The sequence below is a fragment of the Bartonella saheliensis genome (assembly GCF_902162175.1).
Genome location: NZ_LR607213.1, coordinates 13,456 through 29,774 on the forward strand (window position 1 = coordinate 13,456; position 16,319 = coordinate 29,774).

Below are 16,319 nucleotides of genomic sequence, written 5' to 3' on the forward strand. Positions count from 1 at the left end.
AAAGCCTCAACGAATAAATTGACGAATATACATACCATCACGTTCATATTCCAATTGCCAAGTACGTGAACGCGTTTGCATAAGAATCTTTTTCAACTGATGAACTGTTTGAATCTTATAGCCATTGACAACACGTAAGATATCTCTGGGCCGAAAAATTCCCGCAGCATTGCTCATTTCATCAAGACTGGTAATCACAACACCTTTTGCCGATATAGGAAGATGAAAACGTCGACTATTTTGCGGTGTTAAATCTAACACTTCGGCACCAGCAAGAGGACTATCACCTGTAATTTTTTCAGATTTTAAAAATGCAGTTTCTGATATTGATGCAACCTTTATCTGTGTTTTTAAAATTTTTCCACTTCGTAAATATTCTAAAGCAAGACTATGGCCAACGTCCGCTGTCATTAAACGATAGCCAAGGCTATCTGGACTATCAACGCGCACCCCCTGTACACTCAAAATAACATCACCTACTTTCAAACCGGCTTTTTCAGCAGGACTGTCTTTGATAACTTCAATAATAAGAGCACCATAGGGACGTTCTAAACCTAAACCACCAGCAATATCAGGTGTAACATTTTGAAAAGACGCCCCTATATAAGGTGGCACAAAATATTTTCCACCGCGTTTAACGGTATCAAGCATCACTTTTACAAGATTAACTGGAATAGCAAAACCAATCCCTACAGAACCACCGGAACGTGAATAAATAGCCGTATTAATTCCGATTAATTGCCCCTTCATATCAATTAAAGCGCCACCAGAATTTCCTGGATTAATGGCAGCATCTGTTTGAATAAAAAAATCAAAATCGGAAATCCCAACACGTGTACGCGCTTGCGCTGAAACAATACCACTTGTAACCGTTTGACCAACACCAAAAGGATTACCAATAGCGAGAACAAGATCACCAACTTCAACAGTATCAGAATCCCCCAAAGGAAGAACAGGAAACTGAGTATCTTTTACATCAACTTCCAAAATAGCAATATCGGTTGCTTCATCTTTGAGCACGACCTTACTCTCAAATTCTCTCCCATCAGAAAAAGCTACCTTAATTTCGCTTGCATCTTTAATAACGTGGTAATTTGTAACAATCAAACCACGTGCATCAACAATCACTCCTGACCCTAATGATGATTGCTTACGGACAGGAAAATTATTTTGCAAACGACCAAAAAATTGCTCAAAAAATGGATCACCCTCAAAAGGTGAGCGCGCTCTAATTTGTCGAGCTGCATAAATATTGACAACTGATGGTACTGTCTTTTTAACTAAAGGAGCAAATGAAAGAGTGATTTCTTTTTGTGTTTGAGGAACATGAGCATAGATATGATCAAACGACATCAGCATCATAACCGCAAAAAAAAGCCGCACCCAAAAAGAATACCTCATAACCTACTCCTTATAAAATCAGCCCATTCTGTTGAAGATTCATAGAATTTTTTAAAAGCATCCCCGCAAATAAAGGGTTTCTATTAATATTTCATAATAGAGAATAAAAACAAGCTATTTAAACAGTAAATATTATAAAAATCAAATAATTCAATATCCTATAATTTTCTCTCACCATCTATTTTTCAAGTAAAACCAACTTCAAAAATACGCATAAAAAAAACCGCCTAAGACAAGGCGGCCTTTTAAAATGCAATAGAATAAAAAAATTATGAGGACGTGCCCTTCTCATTCTCTGAAGCCTCGATACGAGCACGATCTGCTGCCCCCTTTGCTTCGACATCACGATCAACAAATTCTATGACAGCCATGGGCGCATTATCACCGGTACGAAACCCCGCTTTCATAATACGCAAATACCCACCATTGCGTGATGCATAACGCGGCGCCAGTGTATCAAATAACTTTGCAACTTTTCCTGTATCGCGAAGTGCTGCAATTGCTTGTCGACGTGCATGCAAACCACCACGCTTACCGAGAGTAACAAGTTTTTCAACAATAGGACGAATTTCTTTAGCCTTTGGAAGTGTTGTCACAATCTGCTCATGCTCGATCAACGAAGTTGCCATATTTGCAAACATCGCTTTACGGTGACTGGCAGTCCGGTTCAACTTGCGGCCCGACTTACTATGGCGCATAAGCTCTCTCCTAAATTCTAATTTTAATACTGATCTTCATAACGTTTAGCAAGATCATCAATGTTTTCAGGCGGCCATGCAGGAATTTCCATTCCAAGATGTAACCCCATACATGCTAAAACTTCTTTAATCTCATTCAAAGACTTACGACCAAAATTTGGTGTGCGAAGCATTTCAGATTCTGTTTTTTGAATAAGATCACCAATATAGACAATATTATCATTCTTAAGACAATTTGCCGAACGAACGGAAAGTTCTAATTCATCCACCTTTTTGAGAAGCGCTGGATTAAAGGAAAGCTCAGAATCCGCCTCTTCAACAGGCTCTTTCTGTGGTTCTTCAAAGTTAATAAATAACGATAATTGATCCTGAAGAATGCGTGCTGCAAAAGCGACAGCATCTTCTCCATTAACCGCACCATTCGTTTCAATCGTTAACGTCAATTTATCATAATCGAGAACTTGACCTTCACGTGTATTTTCCACTTTATAAGATACTTTACGAATTGGTGAATAAAGACTATCAATTGGAATGAGTCCTATGCGCCCATCATCGACAGAATTCCGATCAGATGGAACATACCCTTTCCCTGTGTTGACAATAAATTCCATACGAATTTCAGCATCTTCATCAAGAGTACAGATAACATGATCTGGATTGAGAATTTCCATATCCCCAACGATACTGATATCCCCTGCTTTCACAACACCAGGACCCTCTTTATAAACGACGAGACGTTTAGGCCCTTCCTCTTCCATACGAAGTGCAATTTCCTTTATATTCAGAATAATATCTGTAACATCCTCACGGACACCTGGAATTGATGAAAATTCATGTAAGACACCATCAATCTGTACAGCAGTAATTGCAGCGCCGCGAAGCGAAGATAACAACACACGACGAAGTGCATTTCCTAAAGTCAAACCAAATCCCCGCTCAAGAGGCTCAGCAATTACGCTTGTAATATTTGGATTATCATGCGTATATGATTCAACCTTATTGGGTTTAATAAGTTCCTGCCAGTTTTTCTGGATCATATTTTTATTCCCGTTCTTTAGTTCCGTTACCATTCAATCGTAACGACCAATGTGAACATCAGAGAAATCTCCGACAACAAAAAACAACACCCAATTAAACACGCCGCCTTTTACGCGGACGACATCCATTATGAGGAATTGGTGTTACATCACGAATAGAAGTAATGACAAAACCAACAGATTGCAACGCACGTAAAGCAGATTCACGCCCTGCCCCAGGACCACAAACTTCAACTTCCAAAGAACGCATACCATGTTCTTGTGCTTTTCTCGCACAATCTTCCGCAGCAACTTGAGCAGCAAAAGGTGTAGATTTACGCGCTCCTTTAAACCCTTGAGCACCAGCAGATGACCAAGCAATCGCATTCCCTTGAGCATCTGTAATGGTAATCATTGTATTATTAAATGTTGAATTGATATGCACAACACCCGATGAAATATTTTTACGTTCGCGACGACGAACACGTGTGGCTTCCTTGGCCATAATTTTCCTTTCAACGATCTCAACACTGCCGTAACATCAGCAGCTCCACCTTCTCTTTCTTGTCGAACCGCTTTCAACAAAAAATAGAATATATAAAAAACTTTCAAAAAGCTTCTTATTTCTTCTTACCAGCGATTGCTTTAGCAGGTCCCTTACGCGTACGAGCATTTGTATGTGTACGTTGTCCTCGGACAGGCAAAGACCGACGATGACGCAATCCACGATAACAACCAAGGTCCATCAAACGCTTAACATTCATAGCAACTTCACGACGAAGATCACCTTCAACTTGATATCCCTGATCGATTGCCTCACGAATCTGCAACACCTCCGCATCTGAAAGTTCATGCACACGACGCCCGGTGGGAATGCCAACCTTTTCAATAATTTCCTGAGCAAATTTTGGTCCAATCCCGTGGATATATTGAAGCGCTATAATTACACGCTTATTTGTCGGGATATTGACGCCAGCAATACGAGCCACGCCTACTCTCCTTAGTTATGTTGACAAATTGTTATAAAATACCTGATGTACCTTACAGAAAAAAATAGACTCAGAACACAATCCTTCCGAATCCGCTTATTTAACTGAAATAAATTAAAGTTGTTTGTGATAGATTTTATCTCAAAAGTCAACTCTTTTCATTTACTTCTAAAAAAAATCTTATGAAAGAAAACCTTTAATCATACGTGTCACCTCAGCAATACCAATCATTCCATCAATGACCTTCAACATTCCTCTCTCTGAATAAAATTTTGATAAAGGGGAAGTTTTTTCACGGTATTCTACTAATCTTTTTGCAAAAGCAACAGGGTTATCATCTAAACGGACATGTCCACCGGCCGCTATCGTCTCCTGAACACGCTTCGCCATACGTTCAATCAAGGCATCTTCATCAACATGCAACTCAATAACAGCATCAAGACGCATATTTTTGGACTCAAGGATCTGTTGTAATGCTTCTGCCTGTCCTACAGTCCTTGGATACCCATCCAAAATAAAACCGTTTATACAATCAGCTTCATCAATCCGATCTGATACGATTTGATTAACAACACTATCAGGGACTAAAGCACCAGAACTTATAATAGCTTTAGCTTTTTTACCAACTTCTGTTTCTTTAGCAATAGCTTCACGTAACATATCTCCTGTTGATAAATGAGGAATATTATATTCCTCCGTCAACATTTTAGCCTGCGTCCCTTTCCCTGCTCCAGGAGGACCTAAAAGAACTACTCTCATCGATTTCTTCGACCTCCACGAAGTTTTGATTTTTTTATCAATCCTTCATATTGGTGTGCAACAAGATGCCCCTGGATTTGAGCAACCGTATCAAGAGTAACAGTCACAACAATCAACAAAGACGTCCCCCCAAGATAAAAAGGAACCTGGAATGCAGATATCATAAATTCAGGGAGTAAACAAACCAAGATAATATAAATAGCACCCACAACAGTAATACGTGTCAAAACATAATCAATATATTCCGCTGTACGCTCACCTGGACGAATTCCTGGAATAAAACCAGAATGCTTTTTCAACTGATCCGCAGTATCACTCGGATTAAACACAATAGCCGTATAAAAAAAGCAAAAAAACGCCATTAAAAATGCATAAACAATCATATAAAGTGGCTGCCCATGACCAAGAGAATAAGAAATAGTTTGCATCCATTGTGGCATTTTATCAGAAAAATTATTAATAGTGGCGGGTAATAATAATAAAGACGAAGCAAAAATAGGTGGAATAACACCAGCAGTATTCAATTTTAGAGGAAGATGCGACATATCACCCTGAAACATTTGATTACCAACCTGACGTTTTGGGTACTGAATAAGAATTCGCCGTTGTGCACGTTCTATAAAAACAATAAGTGCGATAACCAAGACAGCAATAAAGACGATCGCTATTAAAAGAAAAGTTGATAAATCAGCTTGACTATGCGCAGTCAAAAGTTGAGCAAAAGTAGAAGGAAAGTTAGCGACAATCCCTGTAAAAATGATAAGAGAAACCCCATTACCAACACCGCGAGAGGTAATTTGCTCGCCAAGCCACATGAGAAACATTGTCCCACCAACAAGTGTAATAACAGAAGAGATACGAAACATGAGACCTGGTTCTAGAACAATTTGAAGTCCTGTCCCTATACCGCTTTCAAGCGCAACCGCAATACCAAAAGCTTGCAGAATAGCCAAGATGACTGTCACATAGCGCGTATATTGATTAATCACCTTACGACCGACCTCCCCCTCTTTTTTTAGAGTCTCCAAAGAAGGAATAACGGACGTAAGTAATTGTACAATAATAGATGCTGATATATAAGGCATAATTCCTAGCGCAAAAATTGCCATACGCCCAACAGCACCTCCAGCAAACATATTAAAAAGTCCTAAAACACCTGATGCATGATGTTCAAATGTCTGCCGCAAAGCATCGATATTAATACCTGGAAGAGAAATATAAGTACCGAAACGATAAACAAGAAGTGCCGCCAGAGTAAACCAGATACGTTTCTTTAATTCAGTTGCACGCGAAAAGGTACCGAAGTTAATATTGGAAGCAAATTGCTCTGCTGCTGATGCCATAAAACGTCTCCACTCCACACTTCAGTTCTTTAAATCACAGAACTATAACTCTAAAATTCATATCTTTATACACAAATAATTGCAGAACTTAAATAATTCTCCACAAAATATTGAAAAGTATAGATTTACCTCTTCTTTAAATCATGATTTGTATCAAAAAAATTATTGAACAACATCAGGAAAAATAACCTGACCACCCACTTTTTCAATCTTAACACGAGCAGCTTGTGAAGCTCCAGAAACATGAAAGGTAATCTTAGCTTTCAAATCGCCATCAGAAAGAAGGCGAACCCCATCTTTCTCGCGACGAATAATACCAGCCTCTTTCAAAGCAATCATATCAACAGGCTTTTCAATGTTCAACTTACCTGCATCAACGGCCAACTGAACACGTCCCAAGGACACTTCATTATAGGCTTTAGAAAAGAAATTTTTAAACCCACGTTTTGGTAAACGCCGATAGATAGGCATTTGTCCACCTTCAAAACCATTAAGAGAGACACCAGAACGGGATTTTTGCCCTTTTACACCGCGACCACCAGTCTTACCAGTACCTGAACCAATACCACGCCCAACACGCTTACGATTTTTTGTTGCGCCTTTACAATCACGTAGTTCATTGAGTTTCATATCTAATACTCCTGCAACCCTTAATCTTCATCTATAACGCGAACAAGATGCCGAACCCGAGCAATCATACCTCGTACACAAAGTGTATCTTCTAAAACGCGCCGGCGACGCATTTTATTAAGCCCAAGCCCCTTCAAGGTTGCACGCTGAATCTGTGAATTTCGAATAGGGCTTCCAATTTGCTCTACTGTCACAGTTTTACTACTCTGAGATTTTTTCTGAACCATTTCCTAATTCCTTTTCTGACAATCTCAGAAACTACCCTTCTACATCGACTAAATGACGACGACGCGCCTGCAAAGTCGAATATTTAATACCGCGCTGAGCTGCAATATCTCTCGGATGCATTTGACGTTTCAGTGCATCAAATGTTGCACGAACCATGTTATAAGGATTTGATGATCCTAGTGATTTTGCAACAACATCCTGCATACCAAGAGCTTCAAAAATAGCACGCATCGGTCCCCCAGCGATAATACCAGTACCAGCAGATGCTGAACGGAGCAAAACACGCCCTGCTCCGTGACGACCTTCAAGATCATGATGCAATGTGCGTCCCGAGCGAAGTGGGACATAAATCATTCCACGCTTTGCAGATTCCGTTGCTTTACGAACGGCTTCAGGAACTTCACGAGCTTTACCGTGTCCAAAGCCCACACGCCCTTTCTGATCTCCAACAACAACAAGAGCAGCAAAACCAAAACGCCGACCACCCTTTACAACTTTAGCAACACGATTAATATGAACGAGCCTATCGACAAACTCATTATCGCGTTCTTCTCTTTCACCACGTTCTTTTTGTGCCATTCCTCATTCCTTTTTCTTTTCCGGAAGCACGATAACAAAGCTCTTCATAAAATCGGAAGAACCTAAACGAAATGCTCTAAAGTATCCAACCCCATCCATAAGGAGGAAACTTTAAAAATTCAAACCACCTTCACGAGCAGCTTCAGCCAAAGCTTTGATTCGACCATGGTACACATAAGCGCCACGATCAAAAACCACTTCATTGACACCAGCTTGCTTCGCACGTTCAGCAATTAACTTACCCACAGCGAAAGCGGCTTCTTTATCAGCACCACTTTTTAAGGATTTTTTCAAATCACTTTCAAGAGTAGAAGCTGAAACAAGTGTACATCCCCGTAAATCATCAATAACTTGCGCATAGATGTTCTGATTTGAACGATAAACGCTAAGCCGCGGACGATCATGAGAAACCATCTTGATTCTACGACGAACACGTCTTGCACGACGCTGGATAATGTCCTTAGATGAAACCATAATACAAAATCCTTATTTCTTTTTACCTTCTTTACGGAAGATACGTTCATCTGCATGCTTAACACCTTTACCTTTATAAGGCTCAGGCCTACGATATTCGCGAATCTCCGCTGCAACTTGTCCAACTTGCTGTTTATCAATTCCAGAAATAACAATCTCTGTGGGCTTCGGAACAGTTACAGTAACACCTGATGGAACTTTATAAACCACATCATGTGAAAAACCTAGAGAGAGTTGAATATCCCTACCCTGCAAAGCAGCACGATAACCAACCCCATTGATCTCTAACCTTTTCTCAAAACCATCTTTTACACCACAAAAAATATTTTCAATCATTGAGCGCGACATTCCCCATTTAGAGCGCGCATCTTTTGACTGATCCCGCGGCGTAACGGATATGACATTGTCCTCGAATTTAACTAAGACTTCATCATTTACGACGTAACTCAGTTCACCTTTCGGACCTTTTGCTTTGACCAGCTGACCTTCAACAGTTGCGGTAACTCCAGAAGGAATTGAAATGGGCTTTTTTCCAATACGAGACATTGTTCTAACCTATTTTTCTTCTGTTTTCTTGGACATAACTTAGAAAACACGACAAAGGAGTTCTCCACCAACATTCTGTTCACGCGCTTCATGATCAGCCATAACACCTTTAGGAGTCGATAAGATCGAAATACCTAAACCATTTGCCACCTGAGGAAGTGACTTAGCAGAAACATACACACGACGACCAGGCTTTGACACACGCGAAATTTCACGAATAGCAGCCATCCCTTCAAAATACTTCAATTCGATTTCAAGCTCCGCTTTTCCATCACCTAAATCAACCTGATTATATCCGCGAATATAACCTTCCGACTGAAGAACATCAAGAACGTGTGCACGAAGCTTTGAAGCTGGAGTAACCACCTTGCCTTTTTTTCGACCAAGTGCATTACGAATACGTGTTAACATATCACCAAGAGGATCTGACATAGACATTAAATAATCTCCTCTTACCAACTAGACTTTACAATACCAGGAATATGGCCAATAGAGCCAAGTTCACGCAATGCAATCCGTGACATTTTTAACTTACGATAATAAGCACGCGGACGCCCCGAAACCTCACAGCGATTACGAATACGAACTTTCGAAGAATTACGCGGCAATTCTGCCAACTGAACAGAAGCCTTAAAACGCTCCTCAAGAGAGACCTTCTGATCCATAACGATTGCTTTCAAACGTGCACGACGCGCAGCATAACGCTTCACCATCACCTCACGACGCTTATTTTTTTCAACGGCACTTACTTTGGCCATAATTTCACCTCGCTACGTTTGCCGTTACGAACGAAAAGGAAAATTAAAGGCACGCAATAACTCGCGCGCTTCATCATCCGTTTTCGCTGTCGTACAAACGATAATATCCATGCCCCAAATTTGATCAACCTTATCATAGTTGATTTCTGGAAACACAATGTGTTCTTTAATACCCATAGCAAAATTACCACGACCATCAAAGCTTTTTGGATTTAAACCCCGAAAGTCACGAACGCGCGGAAGAGCAATCGTAACAAGACGATCTAAAAACTCAAACATACGATCTTTACGCAATGTCACTTTAGCCCCAAGAGGCATTCCTTCACGAACCTTAAAGGTTGCAATAGAATTACGCGCACGGGTAATAACAGCCTTCTGACCTGTTATGAGTCCTAAATCTTCAGCAGCAAGGGAAGGCTTCTTTGAATCAGCAGTTGCTTCACCTATCCCCATATTAATTACAATTTTATCAATCCGCGGTATTTGCATTGTATTTTTGTAATTAAACTTCTCTTGAAGCGCTTTACGAATCACTTCAAAATAATGCGTCTTCATACGCGGTATTTGTCTTTCCTCAGCCATTAATCAACTCTCCCGAACGCTTGGCAAAACGTACCTTATTACCATCTGCATTCACACGAAAGCCCACGCGTGTAGGCTTACCATCTTTAGGATCAGCAATCGCCAAATTAGACAGATGAATCGGAGCTTCTTTAGAAATAATTCCAGCTTCTTGCTTCTGTGTTTGACGTTGATGACGTTTAATCATATTAATCCCACGAACAAAAGCCTTATTCTCTTTTGGGCTAACCTTAATTACTTCACCACTCGATCCTTTATCCTTACCGGATAAAACGACAACTTTATCACCTTTTCGAATCTTCTGCATAACATCAACTCCTTATAGCACTTCAGGAGCAAGTGAGATGATCTTCATATGATTCCTCCCACGCAATTCACGGGGAACAGGCCCAAAAATACGCGTACCGATCGGCTCTTTTTTATTATCCACTAAAACCGCAGCATTACTATCAAAACGAATGACACTACCATCTGCGCGACGAATATCCTTAGCAGTACGCACCACAACAGCTTTCATAACATCACCCTTTTTAACACGGCCACGAGGAATAGCATCCTTAACCGAAACAACAATAATGTCACCGACCGAAGCATATTTTCGCTTTGAACCGCCTAACACCTTGATGCACATGACACGACGAGCACCAGAATTATCAGCAACGTCGAGGTTTGTTTGCATCTGAATCATGACTGGCCACCTTCTCTTAACATATATATCCGCCTGTATCTTTTATACACTCAGATTTGCCTGCCAAATAAACATAAAGCTACCGTCTTCAAATTTATCAACGAAAAACCACTGTTAAATTCTAAAACAATAAACTTAGCTCATTACGCTACATTGTCTTTCACAACAATCCAACATTTATCTTTTGAAATTGGTCTAGATTCCTGAATAGAAACCTGATCCCCAATCTTGAATTGGTTGTTTTCGTCATGCGCTTTATAATTTTTAGACTGCCGAACAGTCTTCTTAAGAAGCGGATGAGAATAACGACGCTCCACTTTTACAACGACAGTTTTATCGCTTTTGTCGCTAATAACAATACCCTGCAAAACGCGTTTAGGCATCTCTTATTTCCTTAAACCTTACTTTCACTTAACTTTTGACGAAGAAAAGTCTTAATACGCGCAATATCACGACGAACTTGTCTAACACGTGCAGTCTTTTCCAATTGACCTGTTGCTTTTTGAAAGCGCAAATTAAATTGCTCTTTCTTTAATTTAGCCAATTCATCTTTCATTTGGTCGAGCGTTTGCGCCCGTAATTCTCTGGCTCTCATCGCTTAACCTCTTTATTCAGCAATACGCTGGATGAAACGCGTTTTGATAGGCAACTTTGCAGCGCCCAACCTTAGTGCTTCACGTGCAACATCCTCAGGAACCCCATCAAGCTCAAACATGACGCGCCCAGGAGCAACACGTGCTGCCCAATAATCAACACTTCCCTTACCCTTACCCATACGAACTTCCGTCGGTTTAGATGTAACCGGAAGATCTGGAAAAATGCGAATCCATACACGACCAGAACGCTTCATATAACGTGTAATCGCACGACGTGCCGCTTCAATTTGACGAGCAGTAACCCGCTCCGGCTCAACAGCCTTCAAACCGTAGGCACCGAAATTCAAATCCGTACCACCCTTCGCAACACCGTGAATACGGCCCTTGAACTGCTTACGGAACTTTGTGCGCTTTGGCTGCAACATTGTTCTCTACTCCAAATTTTAGTTCAATTTCAAAAACTAAGCATTTTCGCGGCGACGATTCGATGAAGAACCAGATTGATCAGCTTCCGTAGCACGACGTTCCGAAGCCATCGGATCATGTTCAAGAATCTCACCCTTAAAGACCCAAACTTTAATACCACAAATACCGTAAGCGGTCTTAGCTTCTGCTGTACCGTAATCGACATCAGAACGCAAGGTATGAAGTGGAACACGCCCTTCACGATACCATTCCATACGCGCAATTTCAGCACCACCAAGACGACCAGAGCAATTGATACGAATACCTTCCGCACCAAGACGCATAGCAGACTGAACAGCACGCTTCATGGCACGACGAAAAGCAACACGACGCTCTAACTGTTGAGCAATTGATTGCGCAATAATCGTCGCATCAATCTCTGGCTTACGAATCTCCACAATATTCAATGAAGTTTCAGCATTGGTCATTTCTGAAAGCTTACGACGAAGCTTCTCGATATCAGCACCCTTTTTACCGATAATCAAACCAGGACGTGCAGAATGAATCGTAACACGACACTTTTTATGAGGACGTTCAATCACAACCTTAGAAATCGCTGCCTGTTTAAGCTCTTCAAGCACATAAGAACGAATTTTCAAATCTTCATGAAGAAGACGCCCATATTCACCACTATCAGCATACCAACGAGAATCCCAGGTCCGATTAACACCAAGACGAAGTCCTATTGGATTGATCTTCTGACCCATTATGCGGCCTCCACTTTTTCGCTAACTTCACGAACAATAACAGTAAGATGTGAAAATGGACGCTCAATTCGACTCGCACGTCCGCGACCACGAACATGAAAGCGCTTCATCACGATCGACTTACCAACATAAGCTTCCGCTACAACAAGCGAATCAATATCAAGATCGTGGTTATTTTCTGCGTTTGCAATCGCTGATTCAAGCGTTTTTTTCACAGTAGCAGCAATACGTTTACGCGAAAATGTTAAATCAGCAAGCGCCACATTAACTCTTTTACCACGAATCATTGCAGCAACCAAATTAAGCTTCTGCGGACTAACACGAATTGTTCGTGTGACAGCCTTTGCTTCATTATCTTTAAGCTGGCGCGGAACCTTAGCTTTTCCCATTCCTACTTCCTCTTCGCTTTTTTATCGGCACCATGACCATAATAAGTCCGGGTAGGAGCAAACTCACCAAACTTATGTCCAACCATCTCTTCAGAAACAGAAACAGGAATATGCTTATTGCCGTTGTAAACACCAAAAGTCAAACCAACAAATTGCGGCAAAATAGTAGAGCGACGACTCCATATTTTTATAACTTCATTGCGCCCACTTGCACGTACCTTCTCTGCTTTACCAAGAAGATAGCCGTCAACAAACGGACCTTTCCAAACTGAACGAACCACTTCAGACTACCTTTCTTATTTCTTGCGCTGATGACGCGTACGCATAATAAACTTATCAGTGGCTTTATTGGAGCGCGTACGCTTACCCTTTGTAGGCTTACCCCAAGGAGACACTGGATGACGCCCCCCCGATGTACGCCCCTCACCACCACCGTGTGGATGGTCAACAGGGTTCATAGCAACACCACGAACATGTGGACGCTTACCACGCCAACGTGATCGACCTGCCTTACCATCATTAATATTCCCATGATCAGGATTTGAAACAGCACCAACCGTTGCAAAACAGCTGCTAGAGACCATACGCTGTTCCCCAGAATTTAAACGAAGAATAGCCATACCATGATCTCGCCCAACTAACTGCGCATAAGCACCCGCTGAACGTGCAATCTGTCCCCCTTTTCCAGGCTTCATTTCAACATTATGAATGATTGTACCTACCGGCATATTACCAAGAGGCATAGCATTCCCTGGTTTAACATCAACATTTAAACCAGCAACAACACAATCACCAACACCAAGACGCTGTGGTGCAAGAATATAACTTAATTGTCCATCCTCATAGCGAATGAGTGCAATAAAAGCAGTGCGATTAGGATCATACTCTAAACGCTCAACTTTCGCTGAAACATCACGCTTAAGACGCTTAAAATCGACAAAACGGTAACTCCGTTTATGGCCACCACCCTGAAAACGAGCAGTAACACGACCGCGATTATTACGTCCACCCTTTGAAGACAAACCTTCCGTCAACATCTTTACAGGTTTTCCCTTATAAAGACAAGAACGTTCCACAATGACAAGCTGACGCTGCCCAGGTGTCGTTGGATTAAATTGCTTAAGTGCCATTATTCCTATCTCCGAGCCTCTTTAAAGACCTGTCGAAACGTCGATAGACTGACCAGCAGCCAGTGTCACGATCGCTTTTTTGACATCACTCTGCCGACCAACAATACCTTTAAAACGTTTCACTTTACCCTTACGGACTATCGTGTTAACTGCTTTTACTTTTACGCTAAAAAGCGCTTCAACAGCAGCCTTAATTTCAGGTTTCGTCGCTTTCGGCGCGACATTAAAAGCAACTTGATTATATTCAGAAATCATAGTCGACTTTTCAGTAATAACTGGACTAATAATTACATCATAATGGCGAAGATCTGTCATTTAAAACGCTCCTCAAGAGCCTCAACAGCTGCCTTTGATAAAACAAGTTTGCTGCGACGCAAAATATCATAAACATTAATTCCCTGAATGGGCAAAATATCAATATTAGGGATATTCGATGCTGCACGAAAAAAGTTAATATCAATCTCTTTCCCGCCAATCAACAGAGCATTATTAAAGCCAAGATTAGAAAAATGAGAAACAAGCTTTTTCGTTTTAGCATCCTTAACAGTCAACTCATCCACAATAATTAAATCTTTTGCTTTTAATTTTGCAGACAAAGCAAGACGTAACCCAAGGGCACGAATCTTTTTAGGAAGATCATGCGCATGGCTACGAACCACCGGACCATGGGCTTTACCCCCACCACGAAACTGTGGCGCACGAGCAGACGAATGCCGTGCACGTCCAGTTCCCTTTTGTTTAAACATCTTTGCTCCCGTTCGTGATACATCAGAGCGCCCTTGTGATTGATGCGTTCCCTGTTGACGACGAGCAAGCTGCCAACGAACAACACGCTGCAAAATGTCCTCACGCGGAACAAGATCAAAGATAGATTCAGAAACTTTTAATTTACCAGCTTCATGACCATCAAGTGTTTTAATTACAAGATCCATTATTAGGCTCCCTCAACTTCAGAGGTTTCCGTCACCGGAGTAACCATTTCCGTTTTCTCCTTCACAAGACGGCGAATACCAGCAGGCTTTGGAGCATTATCAGGAAGAGGTTTCTTCACGGAATCTCTTACCAAAATCCAAGAACCCTTAGAACCAGAAACAGCACCACGCACTAAAATTAAACCACGTTCAACATCAGTGGAAACAACTTCAATATTTTGTGTTGTTACACGCACCTGCCCCATATGGCCAGCCATTTTCTTCCCTTTAAACACTTTACCAGGGTCTTGACACTGTCCCGTAGAACCATGAGCGCGATGTGTAATCGAATTACCATGGGAAGCACGATGCCCGCCAAAGTTATGCCGTTTCATAACACCAGCAAATCCCTTACCAATACTGGTACCAGTCACATCAACTCTCTGTCCTGGAACAAAATGTTCCACTGTAATCTCTGTACCGATATCGAGAAGATTATCGGGACTGACACGAAACTCTGCTATTTTAGCTTTAGGCTCAACAGAAGCCTTAGCAAAATGTCCACGAAGAGCTTGTGAAGTATTCTTAACCTTAGCAAAGCCTACACCTAATTGAACAGCAGTATAACCATTCTTTTCAACTGTACGCTGAGCAACGACTTGACAATTTTCCAAACGAAGTACTGTCACCGGCACATGCTCACCAGCATCATTATAAATACGGGTCATGCCCAGCTTCTGTGCTATTACACCTGAACGCATCGGGTCTGTTCCTTCTGTCCTCAAACCTCAGAGCTTAATTTCTACATCCACACCAGCAGAAAGATCGAGCTTCATAAGCGCATCCACTGTTTGTGGCGTTGGATCAACAATATCAAGAAGACGCTTGTGGGTACGCATTTCAAACTGCTCACGGCTCTTCTTATCGATATGCGGTCCACGATTAACCGTAAATTTCTCAATCCGCGTCGGAAGCGGAATAGGACCACGGACATTCGCACCAGTCCGCTTAGCAGTCGATACAATCTCACGCGTTGACGTATCAAGAATTCTATGATCAAACGCTTTCAAGCGAATGCGAATATTTTGACTGTTCATGCTCTTTATTTCCCTGTCATATAAAGCGCCTTCAATAATCAAGGCGCTCAACAAGCATTATTTATTCAATGATTTTAGAAACGATACCGGCACCAACAGTACGACCACCTTCACGAATAGCAAAACGAAGCTTCTCTTCCATGGCTATCGGAACAATCAGGGACACATCCATCGCAACATTATCACCGGGCATAACCATTTCCGTTCCTTCTGGAAGCGTCACAATACCCGTAACATCTGTGGTACGAAAGTAAAACTGAGGACGATAATTCGTGAAAAAGGGCGTATGACGACCTCCTTCATCTTTCGTCAAAATGTAAGCTTCCGCTTTAA

General features: G+C 41.4%; 29 protein-coding genes. All 29 read right to left on the bottom strand.

The window, feature by feature from the left end; genetic code table 11:
* Positions 1 to 6: 6 nt before the first annotated feature.
* Entirely contained in the window at positions 7 to 1,401 is a 1,395-nt protein-coding gene (locus FS875_RS06370; protein ID WP_144754641.1) for a DegQ family serine endoprotease, read from the bottom strand.
* 269 nt (positions 1,402 to 1,670) lie between these two features.
* A complete protein-coding gene (gene rplQ / locus FS875_RS06375) occupies positions 1,671 to 2,099 on the bottom strand; it encodes a 50S ribosomal protein L17 (protein WP_144754644.1) in 429 nt (142 codons plus the stop codon).
* A gap of 23 nt (positions 2,100 to 2,122) precedes the next feature.
* A complete protein-coding gene (locus FS875_RS06380; RefSeq protein WP_144754646.1) occupies positions 2,123 to 3,136 on the bottom strand; it encodes a DNA-directed RNA polymerase subunit alpha in 1,014 nt (337 codons plus the stop codon).
* 94 nt (positions 3,137 to 3,230) lie between these two features.
* Positions 3,231 to 3,620 carry a 30S ribosomal protein S11 gene (gene rpsK / locus FS875_RS06385; protein ID WP_005773294.1) on the bottom strand — a complete coding sequence of 130 codons (390 nt, stop codon included), beginning with the start codon at positions 3,618 to 3,620 and terminating at the stop codon, positions 3,231 to 3,233.
* Positions 3,621 to 3,735: 115 nt separating this feature from the next.
* Positions 3,736 to 4,104, bottom strand: coding sequence for a 30S ribosomal protein S13 (gene rpsM, locus FS875_RS06390; RefSeq protein WP_100129410.1), 369 nt, complete (start codon positions 4,102 to 4,104; stop codon positions 3,736 to 3,738).
* 180 nt (positions 4,105 to 4,284) lie between these two features.
* Entirely contained in the window at positions 4,285 to 4,863 is a 579-nt protein-coding gene (locus FS875_RS06395) for an adenylate kinase (RefSeq protein WP_144754650.1), read from the bottom strand.
* A complete protein-coding gene (secY, locus tag FS875_RS06400) occupies positions 4,860 to 6,206 on the bottom strand; it encodes a preprotein translocase subunit SecY (protein ID WP_144754653.1) in 1,347 nt (448 codons plus the stop codon). Before secY ends, FS875_RS06395 begins: the two co-directional genes overlap by 4 nt.
* A 162-nt stretch (positions 6,207 to 6,368) precedes the next feature.
* Entirely contained in the window at positions 6,369 to 6,836 is a 468-nt protein-coding gene (gene rplO, locus FS875_RS06405; protein WP_144754657.1) for a 50S ribosomal protein L15, read from the bottom strand.
* A gap of 20 nt (positions 6,837 to 6,856) precedes the next feature.
* Positions 6,857 to 7,063: a 50S ribosomal protein L30 gene (gene rpmD / locus FS875_RS06410; RefSeq protein ID WP_144754660.1), complete on the bottom strand. Its 207-nt coding sequence runs from the start codon at positions 7,061 to 7,063 to the stop codon at positions 6,857 to 6,859.
* A 31-nt stretch (positions 7,064 to 7,094) separates the two neighbouring features.
* Positions 7,095 to 7,643, bottom strand: coding sequence for a 30S ribosomal protein S5 (gene rpsE / locus FS875_RS06415; protein WP_144754663.1), 549 nt, complete (start codon positions 7,641 to 7,643; stop codon positions 7,095 to 7,097).
* 111 nt (positions 7,644 to 7,754) lie between these two features.
* A complete protein-coding gene (gene rplR / locus FS875_RS06420; RefSeq protein ID WP_144754666.1) occupies positions 7,755 to 8,117 on the bottom strand; it encodes a 50S ribosomal protein L18 in 363 nt (120 codons plus the stop codon).
* Positions 8,118 to 8,129: 12 nt separating this feature from the next.
* Complete coding sequence (rplF, locus tag FS875_RS06425; RefSeq protein WP_144754668.1) at positions 8,130 to 8,663, bottom strand: 50S ribosomal protein L6; 534 nt, start codon at positions 8,661 to 8,663, stop codon at positions 8,130 to 8,132.
* Positions 8,664 to 8,702: 39 nt separating this feature from the next.
* The gene (gene rpsH / locus FS875_RS06430) at positions 8,703 to 9,101 is read right to left on the bottom strand and encodes a 30S ribosomal protein S8 (RefSeq protein WP_005773284.1); all 399 of its coding nucleotides are present in this window, start codon (positions 9,099 to 9,101) and stop codon (positions 8,703 to 8,705) included.
* Positions 9,102 to 9,115: 14 nt separating this feature from the next.
* Positions 9,116 to 9,421, bottom strand: coding sequence for a 30S ribosomal protein S14 (gene rpsN / locus FS875_RS06435; RefSeq protein WP_005773283.1), 306 nt, complete (start codon positions 9,419 to 9,421; stop codon positions 9,116 to 9,118).
* Positions 9,422 to 9,445: 24 nt separating this feature from the next.
* Complete coding sequence (gene rplE, locus FS875_RS06440; RefSeq protein ID WP_144754671.1) at positions 9,446 to 10,003, bottom strand: 50S ribosomal protein L5; 558 nt, start codon at positions 10,001 to 10,003, stop codon at positions 9,446 to 9,448.
* On the bottom strand, positions 9,996 to 10,310 hold the full coding sequence (gene rplX / locus FS875_RS06445) for a 50S ribosomal protein L24 (RefSeq protein ID WP_144754674.1): 315 nt from the start codon (positions 10,308 to 10,310) through the stop codon (positions 9,996 to 9,998). The genes rplE and rplX overlap by 8 nt, the downstream gene beginning before the upstream one ends.
* 12 nt (positions 10,311 to 10,322) lie before the next feature.
* Positions 10,323 to 10,691: a 50S ribosomal protein L14 gene (gene rplN, locus FS875_RS06450; protein ID WP_004855715.1), complete on the bottom strand. Its 369-nt coding sequence runs from the start codon at positions 10,689 to 10,691 to the stop codon at positions 10,323 to 10,325.
* A gap of 143 nt (positions 10,692 to 10,834) precedes the next feature.
* Entirely contained in the window at positions 10,835 to 11,074 is a 240-nt protein-coding gene (gene rpsQ / locus FS875_RS06455) for a 30S ribosomal protein S17 (protein ID WP_144754677.1), read from the bottom strand.
* Between the two features lie 11 nt (positions 11,075 to 11,085).
* Positions 11,086 to 11,286: a 50S ribosomal protein L29 gene (rpmC, locus tag FS875_RS06460; RefSeq protein WP_120100732.1), complete on the bottom strand. Its 201-nt coding sequence runs from the start codon at positions 11,284 to 11,286 to the stop codon at positions 11,086 to 11,088.
* A 12-nt stretch (positions 11,287 to 11,298) separates the two neighbouring features.
* The gene (rplP, locus tag FS875_RS06465; protein ID WP_005773276.1) at positions 11,299 to 11,712 is read right to left on the bottom strand and encodes a 50S ribosomal protein L16; all 414 of its coding nucleotides are present in this window, start codon (positions 11,710 to 11,712) and stop codon (positions 11,299 to 11,301) included.
* A gap of 36 nt (positions 11,713 to 11,748) precedes the next feature.
* Positions 11,749 to 12,459 carry a 30S ribosomal protein S3 gene (rpsC, locus tag FS875_RS06470; protein WP_005773275.1) on the bottom strand — a complete coding sequence of 237 codons (711 nt, stop codon included), beginning with the start codon at positions 12,457 to 12,459 and terminating at the stop codon, positions 11,749 to 11,751.
* On the bottom strand, positions 12,459 to 12,848 hold the full coding sequence (rplV, locus tag FS875_RS06475; RefSeq protein WP_005773274.1) for a 50S ribosomal protein L22: 390 nt from the start codon (positions 12,846 to 12,848) through the stop codon (positions 12,459 to 12,461). Before rplV ends, rpsC begins: the two co-directional genes overlap by 1 nt.
* A gap of 2 nt (positions 12,849 to 12,850) precedes the next feature.
* The gene (rpsS, locus tag FS875_RS06480) at positions 12,851 to 13,129 is read right to left on the bottom strand and encodes a 30S ribosomal protein S19 (protein WP_004855734.1); all 279 of its coding nucleotides are present in this window, start codon (positions 13,127 to 13,129) and stop codon (positions 12,851 to 12,853) included.
* A 15-nt stretch (positions 13,130 to 13,144) separates the two neighbouring features.
* Entirely contained in the window at positions 13,145 to 13,978 is an 834-nt protein-coding gene (gene rplB / locus FS875_RS06485; RefSeq protein ID WP_144754681.1) for a 50S ribosomal protein L2, read from the bottom strand.
* Positions 13,979 to 13,999: 21 nt separating this feature from the next.
* Entirely contained in the window at positions 14,000 to 14,293 is a 294-nt protein-coding gene (locus tag FS875_RS06490) for a 50S ribosomal protein L23 (RefSeq protein WP_120122472.1), read from the bottom strand.
* Positions 14,290 to 14,910 (bottom strand): 50S ribosomal protein L4, encoded by a 621-nt coding sequence (gene rplD, locus FS875_RS06495; RefSeq protein ID WP_144754685.1) that lies wholly within the window; start codon positions 14,908 to 14,910, stop codon positions 14,290 to 14,292. The genes FS875_RS06490 and rplD overlap by 4 nt, the downstream gene beginning before the upstream one ends.
* 2 nt (positions 14,911 to 14,912) lie before the next feature.
* Positions 14,913 to 15,650: a 50S ribosomal protein L3 gene (gene rplC / locus FS875_RS06500; protein ID WP_144754687.1), complete on the bottom strand. Its 738-nt coding sequence runs from the start codon at positions 15,648 to 15,650 to the stop codon at positions 14,913 to 14,915.
* 27 nt (positions 15,651 to 15,677) lie between these two features.
* Positions 15,678 to 15,986 carry a 30S ribosomal protein S10 gene (rpsJ, locus tag FS875_RS06505; RefSeq protein WP_005773267.1) on the bottom strand — a complete coding sequence of 103 codons (309 nt, stop codon included), beginning with the start codon at positions 15,984 to 15,986 and terminating at the stop codon, positions 15,678 to 15,680.
* A gap of 61 nt (positions 15,987 to 16,047) precedes the next feature.
* On the bottom strand, positions 16,048 to 16,319 hold a 272-nt coding region (locus tag FS875_RS06510; RefSeq protein WP_483977068.1), incomplete at its 5' end, for an EF-Tu C-terminal domain-related protein.